The organism is Ruegeria sp. HKCCA6837, from assembly GCF_013034475.1.
Lineage (GTDB): Bacteria > Pseudomonadota > Alphaproteobacteria > Rhodobacterales > Rhodobacteraceae > Ruegeria.
The window spans coordinates 46877-69984 of sequence record NZ_WQGD01000018.1 but is presented as its reverse complement, the minus strand read 5'-3'; the positions used below and the strand labels follow the sequence as shown (position 1 = coordinate 69984).

General features: G+C 56.8%; 17 protein-coding genes. 10 read left to right on the top strand and 7 right to left on the bottom strand.

What is annotated here, in order from left to right; genetic code table 11:
* Positions 1-13: 13 nt before the first annotated feature.
* Both GOV91_RS19410 and GOV91_RS19405 read right to left on the bottom strand, forming a co-directional pair.
* The gene (locus tag GOV91_RS19410; protein WP_171236643.1) at positions 14-769 is read right to left on the bottom strand and encodes a GntR family transcriptional regulator; all 756 of its coding nucleotides are present in this window, start codon (positions 767-769) and stop codon (positions 14-16) included.
* Positions 756-1643: a BadF/BadG/BcrA/BcrD ATPase family protein gene (locus GOV91_RS19405; protein ID WP_171236642.1), complete on the bottom strand. Its 888-nt coding sequence runs from the start codon at positions 1641-1643 to the stop codon at positions 756-758. The genes GOV91_RS19410 and GOV91_RS19405 overlap by 14 nt, the downstream gene beginning before the upstream one ends.
* A gap of 148 nt (positions 1644-1791) precedes the next feature.
* On the opposite strand from GOV91_RS19405, the gene GOV91_RS19400 reads away from it, so the two are divergent.
* The 6 genes from GOV91_RS19400 to GOV91_RS19375 all read left to right on the top strand — a co-directional run bounded on the left by GOV91_RS19400 (position 1792) and on the right by GOV91_RS19375 (position 7814).
* Positions 1792-2715: an N-acetylmuramic acid 6-phosphate etherase gene (locus tag GOV91_RS19400; RefSeq protein ID WP_254440721.1), complete on the top strand. Its 924-nt coding sequence runs from the start codon at positions 1792-1794 to the stop codon at positions 2713-2715.
* A complete protein-coding gene (locus tag GOV91_RS19395; RefSeq protein ID WP_171236640.1) occupies positions 2712-3962 on the top strand; it encodes an ABC transporter substrate-binding protein in 1251 nt (416 codons plus the stop codon). Before GOV91_RS19400 ends, GOV91_RS19395 begins: the two co-directional genes overlap by 4 nt.
* A 64-nt stretch (positions 3963-4026) precedes the next feature.
* Positions 4027-4941 carry a carbohydrate ABC transporter permease gene (locus tag GOV91_RS19390; RefSeq protein ID WP_171236639.1) on the top strand — a complete coding sequence of 305 codons (915 nt, stop codon included), beginning with the start codon at positions 4027-4029 and terminating at the stop codon, positions 4939-4941.
* A gap of 10 nt (positions 4942-4951) precedes the next feature.
* Positions 4952-5791 (top strand): carbohydrate ABC transporter permease, encoded by an 840-nt coding sequence (locus tag GOV91_RS19385; protein ID WP_171236638.1) that lies wholly within the window; start codon positions 4952-4954, stop codon positions 5789-5791.
* The gene (locus GOV91_RS19380) at positions 5788-6822 is read left to right on the top strand and encodes a Gfo/Idh/MocA family protein (RefSeq protein WP_171236637.1); all 1035 of its coding nucleotides are present in this window, start codon (positions 5788-5790) and stop codon (positions 6820-6822) included. Before GOV91_RS19385 ends, GOV91_RS19380 begins: the two co-directional genes overlap by 4 nt.
* A complete protein-coding gene (locus GOV91_RS19375; protein ID WP_171236636.1) occupies positions 6819-7814 on the top strand; it encodes an ABC transporter ATP-binding protein in 996 nt (331 codons plus the stop codon). The genes GOV91_RS19380 and GOV91_RS19375 overlap by 4 nt, the downstream gene beginning before the upstream one ends.
* A gap of 52 nt (positions 7815-7866) precedes the next feature.
* Here GOV91_RS19375 and GOV91_RS19370 read toward each other — a convergent pair whose 3' ends face one another.
* From GOV91_RS19370 to GOV91_RS19355, 4 genes are read right to left on the bottom strand one after another with little or no spacing between them, the layout of a single operon-like run.
* The gene (locus GOV91_RS19370) at positions 7867-9108 is read right to left on the bottom strand and encodes an FAD-binding oxidoreductase (protein WP_171236635.1); all 1242 of its coding nucleotides are present in this window, start codon (positions 9106-9108) and stop codon (positions 7867-7869) included.
* Positions 9109-10134, bottom strand: coding sequence for an Ldh family oxidoreductase (locus GOV91_RS19365; protein ID WP_171236634.1), 1026 nt, complete (start codon positions 10132-10134; stop codon positions 9109-9111).
* Between the two features lie 56 nt (positions 10135-10190).
* Entirely contained in the window at positions 10191-11711 is a 1521-nt protein-coding gene (locus GOV91_RS19360) for a trimethylamine methyltransferase family protein (protein ID WP_171236633.1), read from the bottom strand.
* A gap of 14 nt (positions 11712-11725) precedes the next feature.
* The gene (locus GOV91_RS19355; protein ID WP_171236632.1) at positions 11726-14179 is read right to left on the bottom strand and encodes an FAD-dependent oxidoreductase; all 2454 of its coding nucleotides are present in this window, start codon (positions 14177-14179) and stop codon (positions 11726-11728) included.
* A gap of 230 nt (positions 14180-14409) precedes the next feature.
* Here GOV91_RS19355 and GOV91_RS19350 point away from each other — a divergent pair, with 230 nt between their 5' ends.
* The gene (locus GOV91_RS19350; RefSeq protein WP_171236631.1) at positions 14410-15318 is read left to right on the top strand and encodes a LysR family transcriptional regulator; all 909 of its coding nucleotides are present in this window, start codon (positions 14410-14412) and stop codon (positions 15316-15318) included.
* 284 nt (positions 15319-15602) lie between these two features.
* Entirely contained in the window at positions 15603-16577 is a 975-nt protein-coding gene (locus GOV91_RS19345) for a LysR family transcriptional regulator (protein ID WP_171236630.1), read from the top strand.
* A gap of 33 nt (positions 16578-16610) precedes the next feature.
* On the opposite strand, the gene GOV91_RS19340 is transcribed toward GOV91_RS19345, so the two are convergent.
* Complete coding sequence (locus tag GOV91_RS19340) at positions 16611-18134, bottom strand: trimethylamine methyltransferase family protein (RefSeq protein ID WP_171236629.1); 1524 nt, start codon at positions 18132-18134, stop codon at positions 16611-16613.
* 190 nt (positions 18135-18324) lie between these two features.
* Here GOV91_RS19340 and GOV91_RS19335 point away from each other — a divergent pair, with 190 nt between their 5' ends.
* Positions 18325-20760, top strand: coding sequence for an FAD-dependent oxidoreductase (locus GOV91_RS19335; protein ID WP_171236628.1), 2436 nt, complete (start codon positions 18325-18327; stop codon positions 20758-20760).
* Between the two features lie 310 nt (positions 20761-21070).
* Entirely contained in the window at positions 21071-23089 is a 2019-nt protein-coding gene (locus tag GOV91_RS19330; protein WP_171236627.1) for an adenylate/guanylate cyclase domain-containing protein, read from the top strand.
* The last annotated feature ends 19 nt before the right edge of the window (positions 23090-23108 follow it).

Here is a 23108-nt window from a genome sequence, read left to right as displayed (position 1 = left end):
CAGGTCCGGCCTTTCAGTTTGACAAGCGCAGTTCGGCCACGAAGTCGTAGGCATCGCCGCGATAAATGGATCGGGTAAGCTCTGCGACACGCCCGCTTTCCAGATATGACGTGCGCTGGATGCGTAGCCCGGCGGTCCCTTCGGCAACGTCCAGTAAACGCGCTTCGGCTGCTTCAAGATTGATGGCCGAGATCTTTTGGATCGCACGCACCGGGCGATGGTCCGATCGTTCCAGAACGGCATAAAGCGACCCGGTCACCTCGGTCGGATTGGGCAGGATATCCAAAGGAAGCGCCGCGCGCTCCAGAGCCATCGGGCGTCCTCCGGCAGCGCGAAGACGGTGAATCCGCGCAACTTGATCATTGGCCGAAAGGCCCAACGCCAGCATTTCATCGGGTGCCGGCAGGAAAATTCCGCGCTCCAGCCAGGTTGACGTCGTCTCAAAACCACGCCGCTCCATGTCCTCGGTAAATGAAGTCAGGTGTGACAAAGACTGCTCGACCCGGGCGACTGGTTCACGCACGAATGAGCCTGAACCTTGCCGCTGTTCTATCGTCCCTTTGCGCACTAGTTCCTGAATGGCTTTGCGCACAGTGACACGCGACAGGTCGGTCAACTCTGCAATCTCACGTTCGGGCGGCAGAGAGCTGTTGGGCGGCAGGATACCTTCTTCGATGCCTTGCTCAAGCCGCTGGCGCAGTTGCACATAACGTGGCCCGGCGGTCTGCCCCAGCCATCCCTCGGGCCTTAGGAAATCAACAACGCTCATGTTCGATCTCCTCTTTGAAAGCCTGCGCCAAAGCGATCGCGCCTGACAGTGGATCGCCTGATGGCTGCACCAAGGCTTGCTGCATGTCCTCAGGCAGAAACGTGGAATAGTACGGGCCAATTCCGCCCGTCAGGCAAATTGCAGCACCAGGGCTCCAACCCATCTTCACAAGCCTATCCGCCAGATAGTCAGCGCCCGCCTGCATAATCGATTGTGCAACTGTGTCCCCCTGCCCTGCAAACTGCGTAACGACAGGTGCCAAAGCGCCAAACTCAGTGGGTGTCATCATAGATGCGGCTTTTACGACTCCAGAGGTCCCATTGAATTGGCGCAGCAAGTGTTCGGACATTTCAGACGCCGCACGCATGCCATCAGCGCACTCCAACACCTCCGACAACGCGCGCTTGCCGACCCACTGGGCCGAGGCCTGGTCACCCAAGACCGGTCCCCATCCTCCGACAAAGACGGTCGCTCCACTCCGCTGCGCAGCCAAAAAAGACCCGGTGCCACAATGCGCCACAAACCCGTCACGCGGCCCCAGTGCGCCACGCAGAGCAGATGGACGATCATCTTCTATGCGCACGCGCGCAAATGGAAGGGCTGCGGCCAGACGGTCAGCAATGGCTTGTCCGGTGACGCCCGCCAAGCCCACGTATGCGGGCGCTCGTGCAATCTCTGCAAGTTCAATGCCAGCCTGTTTGCAAAGGACAGCCAGCCCACTCACAAGCTCCGCACAGGACGTTTCGAAATCGGTCGATACGTTTGCCGATCCAACCTCAACCCGCCAAGTTTGAGCGCCATTTAACAGGGCCAGGCGGCACCGCGTGCCACCACCATCTATTGCCAGAATCAGATTGCCAGAGCTGCTAGTCATGAAGAGACCTTTATAATACCTTTTATAAATTTAGAAGGCCAAAACACGACCTGATACCGAAAAATTGGTACTTTTTTGAGGTCGTAAACAAAGTGGTAGACTAATGGTATCTAAAAGGTATGATGCCGATAGACTAGGGGAGAATCACTTGAACACGCCTGTGACAGAACAGCTGCACCGAAACGCGATCGGGCTGGATGCGCGACCTCTGTCGGATGTCGCCGCCCTTCTTGCGAAGTCGCAAGCCAAGGCTGCGTCGGCACCGATGGACGCAGTTGACCCGATCTGCGAAGGGGCTGTGACCATGGCCGCAACGATCCGGGCAGAAGGCGTTCTGCGTTATCTAGCTGCCGGCTCTTCCGGGTTGATGGCTGCGGCAGACGCGCTTGAACTTGGGGGCACTTTTTCAATCCCGGCACATCAGGTTCGCATCCACATGGCGGGTGGCTTACCTTCCAACTCGGAAATGCCTGGCGACGTCGAAGATATCTCGACCACTCTCACAGATGAACTTGCCGACCTGACCGTCCGGGATACTCTGATCGCTGTATCGGCAAGCGGAACAACACCATACACGGTCGCGGCAGCGCGCATCGCACGCGATAAGGGCGCCAAAGTTATAGGTATCGCCAACAATGCAGGCACCGAGCTGTTGCAATTGGCACATCACGCGATCCTTCTGCCCACACCGCCCGAGTTGGTTTCCGGCTCGACCCGAATGGGCGCGGGTACAGCGCAAAAAATTGCGCTGAACATGTTATCGACTCTGATGGCCATGGAGTTGGGGCATATTCAGGACGGCATGATGATCAACCTGCGTGCCGACAATGACAAACTGCGCGCCCGCGCCAATGGAATCGTGTGTCAGCTGACAGGTGTTACCTCGGAACAAGCCGAATCGGCGCTGAACGCCGCTGAGGGCAACCTCAAATGCGGCGCGCTTGTTGCGGCTGGAGCCCGGTCTGCCGAGGCTGCACAAGCGTTGCTGAATGAAGAAAACGGCCATCTGCGTCGCGCAATGAATCGACTGAAACACAAAAACGATAACATCAACCTGGGAGAAACCAAATGAAACGCAAAGTTTTAAGCTTGGCACTAATGACCACAGCGCTGGTCACAAGCGCCTATGCTCAAGAGGCTACGCTGACAATCGAAAGCTGGCGCAACGACGACCTGGCCCTTTGGCAGGAAAAGATCATTCCAGCGTTCGAAGCAGAGCACCCGGGGATCAAGGTTATCTTCTCACCCTCCGCGCCTGCCGAATACAACGCGGTTCTGAACTCGAAACTTGAGGCCGGATCGGCCGGCGACCTGATCACCTGCCGCCCGTTTGATGCTTCGCTGGCGCTGTACGAAAGCGGGCATCTCACCGACTTGTCCGACCTCGAGGCCATGGGCAATTTCTCAGATGTTGCGAAATCCGCATGGCAGACCGATGACGCATCCGCCAGCTTCTGCGTGCCGATGGCGTCGGTGATCCACGGATTTATCTACAACAAAGACGCCTTCAACGAGCTGGGCCTTGAAGTCCCCACCACAGAGGCCGAGTTCTTTGCCGCTTTGGACAAGATCAAGGAAGACGGCACCTATATCCCAATGGCGATGGGCACAAACGACCAGTGGGAAGCTGCCACGATGGGCTATAACAATATCGGCCCGAACTACTGGAAAGGCGAAGAAGGCCGCCTAGCGCTGATCAAAGGCGAGCAGAAACTGACCGACCCGCAATGGGTTGCACCTTATGCGACACTGGCTAGATGGGCGGACTATCTGGGCGACGGATACGAAGCGCAAACCTATCCCGACAGTCAGAACCTGTTTACCCTCGGTCGCGCCGCAATCTACCCTGCGGGCAGCTGGGAAATCGCTGGCTTCAATACGCAGGCCGATTTCGAAATGGGCGCCTTCAAACCTCCGGTCCAGAATGCAGGCGACACCTGCTATATCTCTGACCACACTGACATTGGTATCGGCCTGAACGCGGCCAGTGAAAACCAAGAGGCCGCAAAAACTTTCCTGTCCTGGGTCGCCAGCCCGGAATTCGCCAGTATCTTTGGCAACGCGGTTCCCGGGTTCTTCCCCCTGTCCAACACTCCGGTCGAGCTGGAAGACCCGCTGGCCAAGGAAATCGTCGGCTGGCGGGATGAGTGTGAAAGCACAATCCGTTCGACCTATCAGATCCTGTCGCGTGGCACGCCAAACCTGGAAAACGAAACCTGGGGTGCATCTGTCGCTGCCATTAAAGGCACGGAAAGCCCCGAGGCATTGGGCCAGCAGTTGCAGGACGGTTTGGCCAGTTGGTACGCACCACATCAGTAAAGCCTGAGCGCTAACCATCACCGGACGCGGGGTTTCGTGTCCGGACCTTTTCCCGGAGACCGTCATGCAGACCCGCCGCATCCGCTGGCACATCGCCGTTTTCCTTGCCCCTGCGGTTCTGGTCTACACGGCGGTGATGATCTTCCCTTTGTTCAACACCCTCCGTCTTGCACTGTTCAGCGAGGTTGATCAGGCGCGCGTCTATGTGGGCCTACAGAATTTCCGCACGCTGTTTTTCGACCCGATCTGGTCCGAACAGTTCTGGAACGCGTTGGGAAATAACTTCTGGTTTTTCCTGATCCACATGCTCGTGCAGAACCCCATCGGCATCGCCTTGGCAGCAATCTTGTCACATCCGCGTCTGAGGTTCGCCGCGCTTTACCGTTCGGCCATTTTCATCCCCACGATCCTAAGCTTTGTGATCGTTGGGTTTGCCTGGAAACTGATCTTGTCACCACTCTGGGGCATTGCTCCGTCGATGCTGGACGCCATTGGTTTGAAATCACTGTTTGCACCGTGGCTGGGTAAAGAAGAATACGCACTGACAACGCTGGCGCTGGTGTCGGTCTGGCAGTTCGTCGGCATCCCGATGATGTTGATCTATGCCGCCTTGCTGTCGATCCCGGAAGAAATCCTTGAGGCCGGAGAGATTGACGGGATTACCGGAGCTTCCGCGTTCTGGAAAATCAAACTGCCGCTGATCCTGCCGTCTATCGGAATCATTTCAATCCTGACATTTGTAGGTAACTTCAACGCGTTCGACCTGATTTATGTCTCTCAGGGGGCACTGGCAGGGCCGGATTTCTCAACCGACATCCTCGGTACTTTTATGTACCGCACCTTCTTTGGTTTCCAATTGCAACTGGGTGATCCGCATATGGGATCCGCAATCGCCGGGGCCATGTTCGCAATCATCCTTGTGGGTGTTTGCATCTACCTATTCGGCATCCAGACCCGGATGCGCAGGTACCAGTTGTGAGGGCATGGCCATGAACAAAGCACGCCAAAACCCGCTGAACTCAGCCGCCATGCATGGGGCGCTGATCCTTTACACGCTGATCGCCCTGTTCCCGGTCTTCGTCATCATCATCAACAGCTTTAAAACCCGCCGCGCCATCTTCCGTGAACCGCTTGCCTTGCCCGATTCCGAAAGCTTTTCGCTGATCGGGTACCAGACGGTGATGAAACAAGGGGATTTCTTCCTCTATTTCCAGAATTCGATGATCGTTACGGTGGTGTCGCTGGCCTTCATCCTGCTTTTTGGTGCCATGGCGGCCTTTGCCCTCAGTGAATACCGGTTCAAGGGCAACCTGCTGATGGGTCTCTATCTGGCACTTGGGATCATGATTCCGATCCGTATCGGTACCGTCGCGATACTCGAGATGATGGTGGCCACCGGGCTTGTGAACACGCTTTGGGCCTTGATCCTTGTCTACACGGCACAAGGATTGCCGTTGGCGGTGTTTATCCTGTCCGAGTTCATGCGACAGGTCTCGGACGACCTGAAGGATGCGGGCCGTGTCGACGGATTGTCGGAGTACACGATCTTCTTCCGCCTTGTCCTTCCGCTAGTGCGCCCGGCAATGGCGACAGTTGCTGTGTTCAACATGATCCCGATCTGGAACGATCTGTGGTTCCCGCTGATCCTTACCCCAGCGGAGGAGACCAAAACACTGACGCTGGGCAGTCAGGTTTTCATCGGCCAGTTTGTCACGGATTGGAACGCGGTTCTGTCTGCCCTGTCGATGGCGATCCTGCCGGTGCTGGTACTCTATGTCATCTTCTCACGCCAACTGATCCGCGGCATCACATCAGGAGCTGTCAAATGACCCGAGTTCTGATTGCAGGCCTTGGCAATATGGGCCTAAGCCACGCGCTGGCCCATCACCACCATCCGGACGCGCAAATCGTGGGGCTGGTGAACAGGTCCGGTCATGTGGATCATCCCGAGTTGGGTCTTTATCCCGCCTATTCGGATTTCCACTCTGCGTTGACAGAAACAAATCCGGATTTGGTGGTTGTCGCCACCTATTCCGACAGCCATGCCGATTATGCCTGCGCCGCAATGGAAGCCGGCGCGCATGTCTTTGTTGAAAAACCACTGGCCACCACAGTGGCCGATGCCAAACGCGTTGTCGAAAAGGCCACCCAGACCAACCGCAAGCTGGTGATTGGCTACATCCTGCGCCATCACCCCTCTTGGATGCGCCTGATCTCGGAAGCCCGCAACCTTGGCGGGCCATATGTCTTCCGGCTGAACCTCAACCAGCAAAGCAGCGGGGCCGAATGGGAAACGCATAAGGCGCTGATGCAGACCACCTCTCCCATCGTCGATTGCGGCGTGCATTACGTCGATGTGATGTGCCAGATCACGGACTCGGACCCGGTGCGCGTACATGGCATGGGCCTGCGCCTGAGCGATGAGATCGCCGAAGATATGTACAATTACGGACAGTTTCAGGTGCTCTTTGAGGACGGCTCGGTCGGTTGGTACGAGGCCGGTTGGGGCCCGATGATGTCTGAGACCGCGTTTTTCGTGAAAGACATCGTCTCGCCCAACGGGTCGGTTTCGATCACCGATGGCAACAAGGGCGCATCCTCAGATATCGACGGCCACACCAAGGTCGGCGGCATTCTGGTCCACCGCCCCGAAGGGGACAGTCAGATCGACATGCCCGATGAACCCGGCCATCAGGAGCTTTGCGACGCAGAGCAGGCCTATATGCTGCGCGCTATTGCCGACGACATCGATCTGACCCGCCACATGAATGACGCCGTACAATCGCTGGCCATCTGTCTGGCAGCAGACGAAAGCATCCGTACTGGCCAACCCATTTCGCTGAAAGAGGCACACCAATGACCGCCCTGACGCTTACGAACGTGAACAAGTCCTTTGGCAATGTCGAGGTTCTCAAGGACATCAATATCGAAGTGGAAGACGGCGAGTTCGTCGTCTTCGTCGGCCCCTCGGGCTGCGGCAAGTCCACCCTATTGCGCGTGATCGCAGGTCTGGAAGATGTTACATCGGGCGAAGTGCGCATTGGCGGCGAGCTGATGAACCTCACACCACCCTCCAAGCGCGGTATCGCGATGGTGTTCCAGAGCTATGCGCTCTATCCGCATCTGAATGTGCGAAAGAACATGTCACTGGCGCTGAAACAGGAAGGCCAAAGTAAGCAGGTCATTGATGAACGTGTCGCCAAGGCGAGCAAGATGTTGAACCTTGAACCTTACATCGACCGCTACCCTTCTGAGCTGTCCGGCGGTCAGCGTCAGCGTGTTGCCATCGGTCGCGCGATTGTTCGCGAACCCAAACTGTTCCTGTTTGACGAACCTCTATCAAATCTGGACGCGGCTTTGCGTATGAACACGCGGCTTGAGATCGCGAATTTGCACCAGCAGCTGGACGCTTCGATGATTTATGTAACCCATGACCAGACCGAAGCGATGACTTTGGCAGACAAGATCGTCGTACTGCGAGATGGGCGGGTCGAACAGGTCGGCAGCCCGATGGAGCTGTACAACAATCCCGCTAATCAGTTTGTCGCCGGTTTCCTTGGCGCGCCGTCGATGAATTTCTTCCCCGCTAGCGTGGTTGGCGACAGCGCGGACATCACAATGGGCGTCCGCCCCGAGGATCTCTTTCTGGCCGATGACGGTCCGCTTACCGCAAAAGTGACCCATGTCGAGCATCTGGGTGGAGACACAAATGTGATCGCGATGATGCAAGGCCATCAGGTCACAGCCCGCCTTTTTGGCCAGCATCACGTGGACACGGGCCAAGAGATACAGATTGGCTATACGCCAGATCGCAGCTATCGCTTCGACACACATGGCGCGCGGCTGGCCTGAGCCGCTACTGATTTCCGCTCACCGCAACAGCTTATCAAGCTTCGCGCCTGGTTCAGGAAAAACGATCAGGTGAAAAAGCCTTTACATCGACATGAAGTCTCCGCCCAGCCGTGTTATCTGCCACCAACCGGGCGGTGGTGGCAGCCAAAGTCAGCCCAAGCTGACCATGCCCGGTGGCGAATTGGACGTTGTCCAGACGATGACTGCGCCCGATGATCGGTCGCGTGTCCGGAGTGAAGGGGCGATAGCCGACGCGACGCTCGGCAACGTCCGTCTTCAGGCCGGGCAAGACCCGATGCGCCCGTCGCACAAGCACATCCGCCCGGTTCCAGTTTGGTGCTGCGTCCAAACTGGCGAACTCGATTGTACCCGCGACAGCCAGAGCTACGTCATACGGCGTGACGCCGAACCCGCCTTTAGGGTAGAAAATCGTGTGTTTCAGCTCCACACCCGGATCTGACAATGCCGTTGAATACCCTGCCACACCCTCCAGTCGAATTGGTACGCCAAGATCTTTCGCCAAGCCTTTGGATCGTGCACCCGCAGCCAAGACAAATTGATCTGCAAAAAACTCAGTTCCGTCGGTCAGTTTAACCGATTGCACCTTTCGGCCTTCGCGGTCGAACCCTACGGCCCCTACCCGTTTTACAGTTCCGCCTCGTTTCAAAAATGTCTGGTGCAAGGCTTCGACCAGGCGTTTAGGGTCCGTCACATAACTCCAGTCCCGCAACACCGCCGCATATTTGAAATCGGGCGCTATCGCTGGGTCAAGCTCGTGTGCATCATGGCCCGAGATTTCATCAATGGTGCAGCCAAGTTCGCGCGCCAGATCAAAAGCCGCCCCCATGGTCGCCTTGTCGGCATCATCGTCGAACAGCTTGATGACGGGTCGCTCTATCAGCATTTCAGGTTCGCCGATGTCCTGCAATTGCGCCTTGAAATCCGCGGTGGCCGAGAATGTTAGCCGCGCGAGATCAGAGGCAATGGCACGCATTTTTGATGGACGGGCGTTGGCGGTGAACCGTGAGAACCACGGCAATAACTTCAACGCTGAACTTGGACGCAACGACAAGGGCGCTTCGCTGTCCAGCAACCACCCAGGTACTTTCAGCATCATTCCGGGTTGCGATAGAGGAACAATTTCCCCCACCGCAATACAGCCGCACGACGCCCAACTGGCCCCCTCACCAACGGTGTTGGGTTCCATAACCGTGACCTGGTGCCCCTCTGACTGAAGGGCCAGAGCACAGGAAATGCCGACGATACCGCCGCCGACAACCGCAACTTCTGACATTTAAAGGCTTTCCTGCTGCATTTCATGCAGCTGTGACAGCAACTCTACGCTGACAACCACGCCTTTTTCCTGCGCAGCGGCGCGATTTTTCAACCGTCCGTCACCCGGAACGCGAGCCGTGCCGTTGCCGTCGATTTCGGCACATATGCGTTTGACGTAGTCGTCAAAACCCGGGTTCCCAAAGCGCGTGGGATCAATCGCGATCAGAGTGGAGCCGCCTTTGATGTTCAAAGCGCCGTGCTCCACACGTTTAGCATTGTCTACTGACAGGGTGCCACCGGCCAGCGCCGCGCCTAAAACTTCAATCAGAAAAGCAATCGCGGCCCCTTTATGCTCGCCAAAGGGCAACAGGCTGCGGGTCTCGAGAATGGCATTCGGATCGGCCGTAGGTTGGCCATCCGGCGCCAAACCCGCCGGGCGGGGCAGATCGTGCCCTTCGGCCGCGGCCATACGAATATCCATAAGCGCAACCATCGAAGACGCCTGATCCCAAACAATCGGCTCAGCCCCTTCACGCGGGCACGCAAATGACATCGGGTTGGTCCCGAAAACCGGGCGCACTCCGCCTTGTGGCACCACCGTTGACAATGAGTTCACAACGCTCAGCGCCACCAGACCCGCTTCGGCCAGAGGTTCGGTGTCAAAACGCAGCGCAGCCAGGTGATGGCAATTGGCACAAGTGAAAGCGGCAATGCCGTTTTCTCGGGCCATGGCAATTAACTCGTCCCGCGCCATCCCCGCTGCGAGTTGATAGTACCCGTTGTCGCCATCCCCGCGCAAAACACCGGGCGCAATACGCTCAACCTTGGGCGACGCCGCCGGATTGGCATAGCCAGAAGTAAAACTTTGAACATAAACCGGTAGCATGCGCAGCCCATGACTGCGGGGACCGTCCCGTTCGGATCGGGTGACGATATCCGCCAGAACGGTGCTGCCTTGCGCATCCATACCCGCTGCCACAAGGATCGATCTGGCCAATTCCCTGACCTCTTCGAGTGAGAGCGTCTTCGTCGAGATTTCCGTCATCGGGGCGATCCTGTCCTTATGTGGCTCGGCGGGGCGCGTCAGCGCCCACGTCAGGGTTAACTGCTGTATTCCCGGCGCTTTTTGGCAACAAACTCGTCCAGCGCGCCGCGTTGATCGTCAGGCATCGGAGGCTGCACATAGTTGTCCAACATTCGCCGCGCGGCTTCATTGCCAACAACCTCTGCCGTCTTCGAACCTTCGGCTTCCCACTGTTCAAAACTGTCGTTGTTTTGCAAGTGATTCATATGCATCGGGTTTTCACGCGTGTGGTCCGTGCCCAGGAAATGCCCTCCGGGGCCGATCAGGGCGATGTCGTCTAGCAACAGGTCCAAGTTTTCCTCTTGAAGCCCGCTGAAAAAGCGATGGAAATTCTCAAGCTGCATGGTGTCCTGCACCCATTTCGAGTAGCTGACCCCCAACGCCCCTTCCAGAAAACCGGCAGAGTGCACAATGTAATTCGCCCCGCCAAGCAGCACGGGCCACATCGTGTTGGCCGTGTCAAAGCCGGCCTGCATGTCGGGTGACTTTGACCCGGTCCACATAGTGCAAGTCCGCCAGGGCACCTGATAGAACCGCGCCATCTGACCCACCAACAGGTTCATCAGACCCGGCTCCGGCGACCCCATCATCGGCGCGCCGGTTTTCATCGACACACCCATGATTGCCACGCCCAGAACCATCGGCGCGCCGCGTCGGATGATCTGGCTATAGGCCATGCCCGCCAAGGATTCCGCAATCAGCAATGCCACACCACCCTGCGGGCTGGCCGGCGTTGAAGCCCCCGCCAAAACGAAAGGCGACAGCAGGCAAGGCTGGTTGGCCGCAGCATAAACGCGCAAGCTTTCCAGCATGGTCTCATCCCAGACCAGCGGCGTGTTGCAGTTCAGCAGCGCAGCCATCACTACGTTATTGTCTACAAACTCTTCACCAAACACGATCCGGGTCATGTCCACCGAGTCACGTGCTGCCTGCTCTGACAATACCGAACCTTTGATCGGCTTGTCCGTCAGCGTCAACGCCGCATGCACAAGCTCAAGATGGCGCTGCGGAACCGGAACATCCTGCGGTTCCACCGGCAGAATACCCGGAACCATCATCGACTGGCTCATCTGGCTCATCTTGAAGAAGTTGTGCGCATCCTCCAACTGCGAGGGGCGGCGCACGCCGTCAAGATCATAGACAAAGGGTGCGCCATAGGCGTTCGCGAAGACCGAGTGCTCGTTACCCACACGCAAAGACCGCTCTGGGTTGCGTGCCGCATAAGCCCATTCTGAAGGTACTGACGAGATCAGGTCCATCAGCATGTCGCGCCCGATCCGGACGCGCTCGCCCTGCACATCTGCGCCGTATTTTTTCCAGTCCGCCAGAGCCACCGGATCGCGAAATTCAATGCCGGTGGTTTCCAGAATGGTCATTGCGGCATTGTGAATACGCTCGACCCCCTCTGGGCCAAGCAGATCGATCGGCCCAATCTTGCGGTTCAGGGTCGACAGATAGACCGGGGGTGGGTTGGTGCGGGCCTGAACGCGTGCCGCGCGCCCACCGCCACGGCTGGACCGTCCTCGTGCTTGTGCCATTTCAGCTCTCCTTCTCAGGCCCGGGCGCGTGCGCTGGTCGGGTCAACAGCGCAGATGTCGATCACCTCGGCATCACGCATTTCATTGTGGATCAGCACCTGCATTGTCGTACCCGGTGCGGTCATGCCCTGTGGCACCAGGGCCATCGCGATGTCGTGGTTGCAGTAGTAGGAAAATCCACCCGACGTGACGCGCCCGATCAGCTTGCCATCGGCATAGACGCCTTCGTCAAACATGACTGAGGTATCGCAGAACGGCAGTTTCAGAGTCACCAGCGTGTTGTAACCACCCTCTGCCTTTTGCTTTTGCAACGCAGCCTTGCCGATGAATTCCCGCTCGACCACCTCGCCATTGACTTTCTCGGTCATGGCCACAAAGCGGCCCAGATCAGCTTCGTACGGTGTCATATCCTTGCAAATCTCGCGGTTGATCGCCCGATAGGATTTCTCAAGCCGCATCGACTCCAAGGCTTCCAGGCCAAAGGGCTTCACCCCAGCCTTGAGAAGCAGATCGACCAAATGGCGGTTATATCCGACCGGGTGGTGCAGCTCCCATCCCAGCTCGCCGGTATACGAGACGCGCAGCAGATGAACACCTTTGGCATACCCTACCTCACCCATCTGTGCCGACAGCCATGGGAAAGCGTCGTTCGACAGGTCGTTATCGGTCAGCGGTTGCAGGATCTCACGTGCTTTTGGACCGGCCAAAGCAATCACACCCAGCTGTTCCGAGATATCCTCCATCGCGACCGAGCCGTCCTTGGGCAGCAAGCGCTGCAACTCGTCCCAATTGTAGGCCCGCCAATTCGGGGTCGAGATCAGATAGAAATCATCCTCGGCATAGCGAACGATGGTGTATTCCGCATCCATGCCGCCCTTGTCGTTCAACATCAAAGACAGGGTCATGCGGCCAATCTTAGGCAACTTGTTGGCCATCAGGCTGTCCAGCCATTTTGCGGCACCGGGGCCGCGCACGGTGAACTTTGTCATCGGCGACATGTCGATGAACCCGGCCTCTTCGCGGGTCGTGCGCACCTCGGCCTGTACCAGTTCCATATGGTTGGTGCGCCGGAAAGAGTGCTCGGGGATCGCCTCCTCGGGGGATTTGGCAAACCACCGGGGGAACTCGTATCCGTTGAAGCTGGTCCACACCGCGCCGTGCGCGGTTAGCAGATCATAAGACCCCATGGTTTTCATCGGGCGCGCGTCCGGGAAGTCCTCTCCTGGAACATGCGCGTCCATATGGGTGCCCCAGGTCTCGCGCACCTTGTCCATGGTCCAGCGTTTCGAAGCGTAGTCGGAAAAACGGCGTGGGTCGAGTTCGGACATGTCCATACCCGGATCGCCATTTACAATCCATTGCGCCAGGCGATTGCCGACTGTCCCGCCCCACAAAATACCTCCCGGCATCCCTTCGGCCAGCCACAGGTTTTCATGCCCGGGGGCAGGGCCCGCCAAAGGCAATTCGTCCGGTGTCATCTGGAACGGGCCGCGTGTGTTGGCCTTGATACCAACCTCGCCCAAAGTCGGCACACGCTCGATGGCACGCTCCCATTGGGTTTCCACCGCGTCGAAATCCTCAGGCAGCAGATCGGCGCCGAAGTCGGGCGGCACACGGTCTTCGGCAAACAGCTTGAGGTCTTTGGTGAATTCGTAGGGACCAAACTGAATGCCCCCCACATCCTCGCGCAGATATGCACCATAATCCTCGTCGCGCAGGATCGGGAATTCAGGCAGCCCCTGTGCACGACGCTCCTTCAGCAGCGGCACGGTCTCGGTTGTCCAGTATTGGTGTACGATTGGAATACATGGCAGATCCAGCCCCACCCGCCGCGCGTTTTCGCGCGCGTAGTTGCCAGTGGCAAAGATCAGATGCTTACAGGTGATCTCACCCTTGTGGGTGGTCACTTTCCAAAGCCCGTTCTCCAACTTTTCGTAAGATTGCGCTTCTGTGTTCTGATAAACTTTCGCCCCTGCATCACGCGCCAGTTTTGCCATCGCCATGGTGATGTCAGCGGGGTTCACATAGCCGTCTTCGGTATGCAGGATACCGCCCCGGATGTGTTCAGACTGGTTCAGCAACGGATGAACCTCGGCCACCTCTTCCGGAGTCAGCAGCTTACACGGCACACCAGCGGCCTCGGCGATCGAGATATAAGACTGGAACTCGTCCCAGCGCTTTTCGGTGTTTGCAACGCGCAGCTGACCGACTTTCCGCAACCCGACCGAGCTGCCCATCTTTTCCTCGACCTCGGTATAGATGCGGATGGTTTCCATCGTCATCTTCGAAACGTTGTGCGAGCGCACGAAAGTCACCAGCAAACCGGCCGCGTGCCAGGTCGAGCCCGAGGTCAATGTCGTCCGTTCCAGCATTACGGCATCGGTGCACCCATGTTCGGTCAGGCCGTAAAGGATCGAGGCTCCGACACACCCGCCCCCGACAACAACCACTTCTGCATGTGACTGCATTTGAATTCTCCTCTTCCGTTACGCGCCAAATCCCGGCCAAAGTTGTCCCGCCGGGCGGGTACTCGGTTTGACCGGGACACTGTGCAACACGTGCTTCTTTGGCCAAATCTTCGCGTTCATGGGCGAGGATGGCAATTGTAAAAATTTTCACTCTGGGCAAATTCAGCTAATGCGAATAATCCTATGACGAGGAAAATAACCTAAAACTGCAAGATACAGGTCAGATCACCTTGCCCATTGGCCCATACGAACTGCCTCCGCTCAGCTCACTGATCAGTTTTGAGGCCGCGGCACGCCATGTCAGCTTCAAACAGGCCGCGACTGAGTTGAACGTAACGCCCGCCGCCATCAGCCATCAGGTCAAAGCGCTGGAGGTCGAACTCAATTGCGCTTTGTTTCACCGACACCACCGAGGGGTCGAGTTGACCGAAAGCGGAGCCTATCTGCTGGTAGCGCTGCAACGCGGTTTCGAAGGCATCAGCGAGGCGCTCAAGCAGCTGCGCTCACAATACGATCGCTCCGGTGTCACGATCCGATCCAGCACGGCCGTCAGTTCGCTATGGCTCACACCGCGACTGGCGCAATTCTGGAAAAGTTACGGGCATATCTCGGTTACGCAGGTTGTCACCGATCTGGGGTATGACACACAAAAGTGCGACATCAGTATCCGTTACGGCGATGCCTCTCGGGAACGCGGTACAAGTCAGGTGCTGTTTCGGGACCGGATCATGGCTTTGGCGAGCCCTCAGTTCGTCCAGCAGCACAAAATCGACCAGTTGCAGGACCTGTCCAAAGTCCCACTTATACATCTGGACGCACCTGGCACCGATTGGACTGGTTGGCAGGAATGGGCTGCCGGCCTTGGGTATTCAGGGTCGCTTAAATCGGGGCACAGGGTGAACAACTATACCATTGCCCTGCAAGCTGCACAGGATGACATGGGTGCCGTGCTGGGGTGGGAAGGCCTGACCGCAGGCTTGATCACATCCGGCAAGTTGACCAAGCTTTTACCGCAAACACTGTCAGCCCCGCTTGATTTCTACGTGGTGCTTCACAACACCTCATCGGATCGTGCCGCCTTGGTTTTCAATTGGTTGGTCGAGGACTCCATTAGTAGATCAAATTTCAACGAATGTTGACACTTTGGTCCCACTAGGCCCGCCAGAGGCCGGTTACCGCCGGATCTGTGAACCGCAATCAGCAATAGACCAAGTCAGGGGCACCAGAGACGAAACCGCAGGGCGATCCAACTTCTTGTTTTTGCATACGGCCATGAGAGAAAAACCAAGTTGGCTGTCGCGAAATGGGTTGCTGAGTTTTCCGTTGGCCAAAGATCATCGAATTGCTGCGAAAAAATGGTAACAAAACTTGTATACTTTCGAAACAATAGGCCACTTCTTTCAAACATGCCGGAAAGACCGATATGCCCCGCCAATCAGCCGCCAAAGATCTCAGTCTCAAATGGTTGGAACTTTTCCAGATTTGCGCACACCAGGGATCGCTTCAGGCAACCGCAAAACAAACGGGATTGACCATCAGCACGGTCTCGCATCACCTGCGCAATCTCGAAGATCATCTGGGGGTCGAGCTCTTCAACCACTCTCGCAGGCCCATGGTTCTGACACCTAAAGGAGAGGTGTTTCTGCGCAATATTGAAGAAGCCCTGTTCGCCATTCGCAAGGCCAAGGCCGAGGCGTCTGCCGGAAGCATAGCCGAGGCAAGTTTGCTGCGGGTTGGGTCAATTGAAGATTTCGACAGCGACATCATGCCCGAACTGGCCGTTTTCCTGTCGCAGTACATGCCAAGTTGCAATTTCATGTATCAAACGGACTCGAGTCACACGATCATAGAAATGCTGCGCAACAGGCACCTTGATCTGGGGATCACGACATCTCCGACTGAACGTGCGCGTGACCTGCAGGAGCGGCCTCTGCTGCGCGATCCGTTTGTTGTGGTCTTACCGCGCACGTGCGAGGACGCAGTGCAAGACATCGTGGACGGCCGCAGTGCCCTGCCTTTTCTGAAATTCTCAAGCAACCTGATCATTGCCCGGCAAATTGAGTCGCAGATGCGCCGCCTCGGTCTGTCTTCTGTTTCGAACTTCGAATGCAGCAACAATCAAACACTGATGGCAATGGTCGCGGCGGGTGCCGGATGGACCATTACGACGCCTTTGTTGTTTTCCCGCGCCAAACGGTTTCAAAATAGCCTAAGCATGCATCGTTTTCCCGGTAAGAGTTTCGCGCGCACATTGGCCATCGTCGCAACACCGGATTGTTCCAGATCGCTGCTTGAACTGGTCGACCAGAAGATGCGCAATCTGATCACCGAGCACGCTATCTCTCATCAAACCCAGAGCAAGCCCTGGCTGGCCGAAAGCTTCCGGCTTCTCAGCTGACTGAATTGCTCATTGTCAGATAATGCCCAAGTGCTACGGGTGCAAAATATTGAACCGATCGCGAATTTCACGCTCTTGCTCGGGCGTTAGATAGTGCGGGTTGTGTTCAGTCAGGATTTCCCGCGCGCGGATTCGGGCACGCGCCCATGCATCCCGAGCCCCGTTTTCTGCCCATGTGCGCGGCCCATCACGGTCGGCAAGTGATGGATAGAAATAGTCCCGCTCCATCGCAGCATAGGTGTGTTGACCGCCTAGAAAATGGCCATCGCCCAGAACCGCATCGCAGATCGCATCGAACCCAAGGTTTTCATCACTCACCTCGATCCCCCGCAATGCGCGGTACGTGTTCGAGTGCATTTCGTCATCCAGAACAAACGCTTCGAAACTGGCCCCCAATAATGAGGCGGTCATGCCTGAGCTTTCATAAATCAGATTGCCTCCGGCCAGGGCAGCCGCCATCGAGGTCAGGCCTTTCTCCACACCATACTGGGCATCGATGGCCTTAGCATCGGTCATCGAACACGCAATGCCCGAGGGCAGGCCCAGCCAATTCGACAACTGTGCTGATGCGGCATTCAGCACCGCCGTTTCGCCACTGCCGCCTGAGAATGCGCCAGTGCGCAGGTCGATGACCAGCGGCCAGTTGGAGAATACCATTGGAAATCCTGGCCGGATTGCATGCACCATAAGCAGGCTGGCCAGCGTCTCTGCAAGCGATTGCGCCAGGAACCCGGCCAGCGTGGCCGGTGCAGTCGCCCCCGCCTGTGCCGCGGTAATACAGGAAATCGGGATATTGTGCCGAATGCACTCATAAACCACATCCACCGCATCCTCACCGTAGCGCATGGGTGAGATCATCGGGCTGATATGTGCCTTCATGAACGGTCGCTTGGAAAACTCGCCCGGGCCGCCAGCCGCAATGTCCAGCATCTCGACAATTGGGGCCACATACTCGGCCAGCGTGAACGATGTTGCCGTTGGTTTGGTTGTGTTCTTGATCAACGCAAATGCGGTGTTGACGTCCAGATCGAAATTGTCTGGCACATCAGTGGCAACACAACATCGCGTGTACCAACTGACATTGGCAAGCGCGTCCTGAAGCCGGGTAAAGTTGTGCAAGTCGTTCAGGGTTGAAGGCCGATAAGTACCGCTGTCCAAGTCCAGTGTCTGCACAGCGGCTCCACCTGTACCGAAATAGACCTTGTTACCGCCGACCTCAATTGACCGCGCAGGATCCCTTCCATGAAGCGTAAAAGTCTTGGCCGCTTGATCGATGGCTTCATTCACCAAAGCCGGTGGAAACAACACGCGCCCTTCGCCATTGTCGATCGCACCCACCGCCAGAAGATCAGCGTGCAGGCGCTCGGGCACCTCGCCCAAACCGAGCTTTTCCAGAAGATCCAAAGCTGTGTCGAAAATCCGGTGAAGGTCTGTGTCACTCAGCGGCTTGTAGACGCCGCCGATTTGTCCCGGCGGACAAGGATCAATCGCGGGCTTTGACGCACGTTGAGCCATCCGCTCGCGTCGACCCCCTCGCTTGACGCGATGCCCTACCATGCTTGCTCCTTCGACCGTGTTATAAGCGGGAAAGAAGAGGCTTAAACTTCGACATTTCAACAACCTTGTACTTTATGTGAAACAATCGAAGTTAAAGTTCGATATGTTATGAAAAAAGATACGCCATATTGCGACTTGCACCAATATGCGGGCCTATCTCCGCAAGCTGTTTGTCGGAGGCATGCGTCACATGATATCCCGTACCAAGGTTGTTGTCATTGGGGGTGGCATTGCGGGCTGTTCCACGCTTTACCATCTGACCCAGGAAGGCTGGAGCGACGTCGTTCTGGTCGAGCGCAACGAACTGACCAGTGGCACAACCTGGCATTCAGCGGCGCAGGTGACCAACTTTGGTATGAACCAGACCATGGTCGGCCTGAAAACGCATTCGATCAATCTGTACAAGAATCTGTCTGAAAACCCGGAATACCCAATCAACTATCACCACGCCGATGGCGGTATCCGGTTGGCTAATACCGAAGCGCAAATGCAGGGCTATCGCCATTTTGCGTCAATGGCGCGGGGCATGGGGGTGGAATTCGAGGTTATCGACGCCGAAGAATGCGCCCGCCGTCATCCTCTGATCTCAACCACCAACCTGCTTGGTGGGCTTTGGGATCCGCTGGACGGCGATATTGATCCTGCGCAACTATGTCAGGCTCTGGCCTATCACGCGCGCAAAGCGGGGGCTGAAGTCTATCGCAATACACCTGTGACCGCCCTGTCTCAGCACAAGGACGACACTTGGACCGTTCACACTGAACAGGGCGACATCGACTGCGACATCGTGGTCAATGCCTGTGGTTACCGTGTCAACGAAGTGGGTGCGATGATGGGTGTCCATCACCCCGTCGCCTCGATGGAGCATCAATACTTCCTGACCGAAGACATCCCCGGCATTGCAGAGGCCGGACACCGGATGCCGCTGCTACGATGCCCAATCAGTGACTACTATAGCCGTCAGGAAAAAGGCGGACTGCTGGTGGGATTTTATGAACAGGACTGCAAGCCCTGGGGCATGGACGGTATCGATCCAAACTTTGTTAATGCGCTCTGCCCGGATGATCTGGATCGGGTCATGGATGTGCTGGAAGGCGCGTTCGAGCGGATGCCCGCCTTGCGTGAAACAGGCATTCGATCGGTCGTGAACGGCCCGATCACCTATACAATCGACGGTGCACCGTTGGTTGGGCCGATACCGAGCAAGCGCAATGCTTTCTGCATTATCGGCTTGCGTGCCGGTCTTGGCGAAGGCGGCGGGCACGGTTGGCTGCTGGCGCAACAAATCGTGCATGGCGAGGCGTGTTACGACACCTGGTGCCTCGATCCGCGCCGCTTCACCGGACATGCCAATGTAGAACTGACCTCGCTTAAGGCCATCGAGGACTATCAGAATGAATTCCGTTTCCATTTCCCACACGAACACCGACCCGCAGGTCGCCCCGCCAAAACGACGCCGCTGACGCCAATTCTGGCAGCGGAAGGCGCCGAGTTTACTGTGGTGAACGGATGGGAACGGGTGGATTACATCAAACCGTCGCCCGATTTCCATCCCAGCCTCACCTTCAACTTTGACGAATCCTTCGACGTCGTCGCAAGCGAAGTTAATAACGTGCAAGAGAATGTCGGCCTGTGCGAAGTGAATGGATTTAACCGGTTGGAAATCACCGGGCCTGATCGCCATTCATTTCTTGACCGGTTGTTCTGTGGCAACGTCACCAGGCGTTCAGGCCGTGTTGGTCTAGGCTATCTTTTGAACCAACAGGGCATGATCAAGGGCGAGGCCACAATCGCCAACATTCCAGCCAGCGATCGTGGGCCAGACCGCGTCTGGTATGGATCGGCAGCTGCGAGTGAATTCCACGATATGGATTGGCTGTCCCAGCATCTGCGCGCGGAAGAGGATGTGCAAATCCGGTCGATGACCAATGACCAGACGATCCTTGTTCTGGCAGGCCCCAACGCGCGTAAAGTCCTGTCCGCCTGCGCGCGTGGAGATTGGTCGAAAGAGGCCTTCCCGTGGCTCTCGGTTCGCGAAACCTTCATTGGCTTTGCCCCGGCCACCGTCATGGGCATCAGCTTTTCGGGCGAGCACGCTTATGAAATCCACGTCCCAAATGCCTCGCTTTATGCCGCTTATCTTGCCCTACGTTCAGCCGGTGAGAGGCATGGTTTGAAACTGTTCGGCGCGCGTGCGGTTGAATCTATGCGTACGGAGAAAGGTTTTTTGCACTGGAAAGCCGATCTGCTAACCGAGTTCGACCCGTTTGAGACAGCGCTGGATCGCTTTGTCAATTTAGACAAAGGCCAGTTTGTTGGCAAAGACGCGCTGCTGAAACGCAAGGCCAGCGGCCCAAAAAGATCGTTGGTGACGCTGAAGATCGACGCCATACACGCCCCGGCCCACGGCGGCGCATCGCTGATGGAGGGCGACACAGTTGTTGGTACCATCACATCCGGAAATTGGGGTCATCGCGTCGGGATGAACCTGGCTTACGCCTTCGTAACCCCCGAGTTGACCAGTCCAGGCACCACAATGAACTTGGACATGTGCGGAGATATGGTCGCGGCAGAAGTTATACCTTTTTCACCCTATGATCCGGATTTCTCGCTCATGCGCAGTTGAGGATGCTTTAAGCCTTCTTCGCGCCTTCTTTCTTGCCATAGCAGGTCCTGTTCCGGTTTAGGTGCAAGCCCGGCAACCCCCTGAAACCGTGGAAAGCCTGTGGCAAGTGCCTGCCTGCCCCCCCTTAAAAAAACCAATGAGGTCGAAAACTACTCAAACTATTCAACGGTAAGTAAACAAGTTGGCATATTCTGCTCAACCGTCTGGAAACCAAAGGTGGCAGACACTAAGCTGAATTTGACCCTTTGGCATAGCAATTGAAGGCATAGCAATCGAACCGTCTGCCGCCATGGGCTGTTGTGGAGCTAGAATGCGTGTCAGCGTAGGGATCGCCGTATCTATACTTGTTGCCCTGTCGATTGGCGTGTCGACTTTTGCGGTGCATTCCCTGTGGTGGACAACAGCCCGCGAAAACAGCCGCATGCTGTCGGCCGAAATCAACAGCCAGATTGCCAACACCGTGCGCATTGAACTTGGGCTGACCCTCAGATCGGCCGAGGCCGCATGGGCCGCTGTCCGCACGATTTTCATCCAGGATGTCATCCAGACACGTCAGGCCGACAAACGCGAGTTCGTGTTCCTTTCGCAGCTGCAAGCGCAGCCCAATATCTCGTGGCTGACCTTTGGCTGGCCCGATGGCAACTTTTTTGCTGCCCACCGGCTGGGTGACAGCGGGCTGGAGATGATGGAAATCGACAAGAATATCCGTAACCGAATGCTGCGGAAGGATCGGTATATTTTCATTCCCGGTGACATTCAGTTCGAAGAACGGAGCTTTACAGAAACCGAATACGACCCGCGTGAACACGCTTGGTACAGCAACTTCATAAGCCGCAGCAAACCGGATTGGATCGAGGTTCGGGATCTGCCCGGCAGCGACAAAACATTATATGCCTTTTCCGGGCCCATCGACGTACGCCGACAACGACAGGGCGTGTTGACCGTGGCGATTGACACGGATCGCCTGTCACGCTTTCTGGGCTCACTACGTCCTGGTGAGTTTGGTGCGGCCTTTATCATCAACGCCGACGGCAAAGTCATTGCCGTACCGGATCCCGAAGCCGACGAAATCACACCGGCCCGAATGGGAGAGGGGGAACTATACGAGGTTGCCAAAATCTCGGGTGAAAGGCTGATGGCCGACGCGGACAACAAAACACCCGGCCCCGTGACGAAACGGATCATCTATGAGGATGTGCCCTATGCAGTGGCGCTGACACCTCTTGGATTCTACGGCTGGCGGGTGGCCACAGTAATTCCGGAATCCGCGTTCCTGTCGGGGATCGACAAAACTCTGATCAATCTGGTTTACATCTTGCTTGGCGTCGTTGTTGTCGCGATTGGTCTGGCGATCTGGTTTGTGCGCCACGTCGTTGCAAACCCGCTGTCACGTGTGGCTGAAGACCTCAGCAGGATCGAACGATTTGACGTTGAACAGGTCTCGCGCAGGCCCTCGCGCCTGAAAGAGCTTGAAAATCTGTCCGCCGCGACCGCCAGCATGGCTGTGGGTTTGTCGGCATTTCGCAAATACGTACCGACCGATCTGGTCAGGATGCTTGTGGCGGAAGGCATCAAGACCCAGCCGGGCGGTGAGCCAAAACAGATCTCCGTTTTATTTTGCGATGTGTCCGGGTTCACGGGACTGACCGAAAAACACGGCCCCAAAATCGTTGAACTGATGGCGCCCTTTTTCAGCGCCGCCTCATCGACAATAGAACGCCACGACGGGACGATCGACAAATTTATTGGCGACGCGGTGATGGCCTTCTGGGGCGCACCAAAGCAGAACCCAAAACACGCCGAACACGCCTGCCGTGCCGCGCTGGAGCTGGTGGACGTGGTCGAGAATTCCAGCCTGCAAAGCCAGACCGACAGCGCGCTTCATGTTCGCATCGGGCTAAACAGCGGCGAGGCTCTGGTCGGAAATATCGGGTCCGAGCAACGGTTGAACTATACCGCAATCGGTGATGTTGTGAATGTCGCCAGCCGTCTGGAAGGGGTCAACAAAACTTACGGCACTGCAATCATTATCGGCCCGGAAACACGGCGCGAGGCGGGTGATGCCATCGTCGTGCGTGAGCTGGACACGGTTGAGATACAAGGCCGGTCTGAAGCTCTTGTGGTGTTTGAATTGATCGCGATGGCCGACAAGTTCGAAGGATCACACGATTGGATCGAAGCATACGAAGACGGCTTGTCCCATTTCAGGGCCAATCGTTTCACCAAGGCAATCCATGCGTTTCAAACCGCCGACACCTTGCGTGGCGGCGACATGGCATCGCGATCAATGATCCAACGCGCAACTATGCAGCAATCTGGCCTCTCTTAACCCGGGCATACGCATTAGT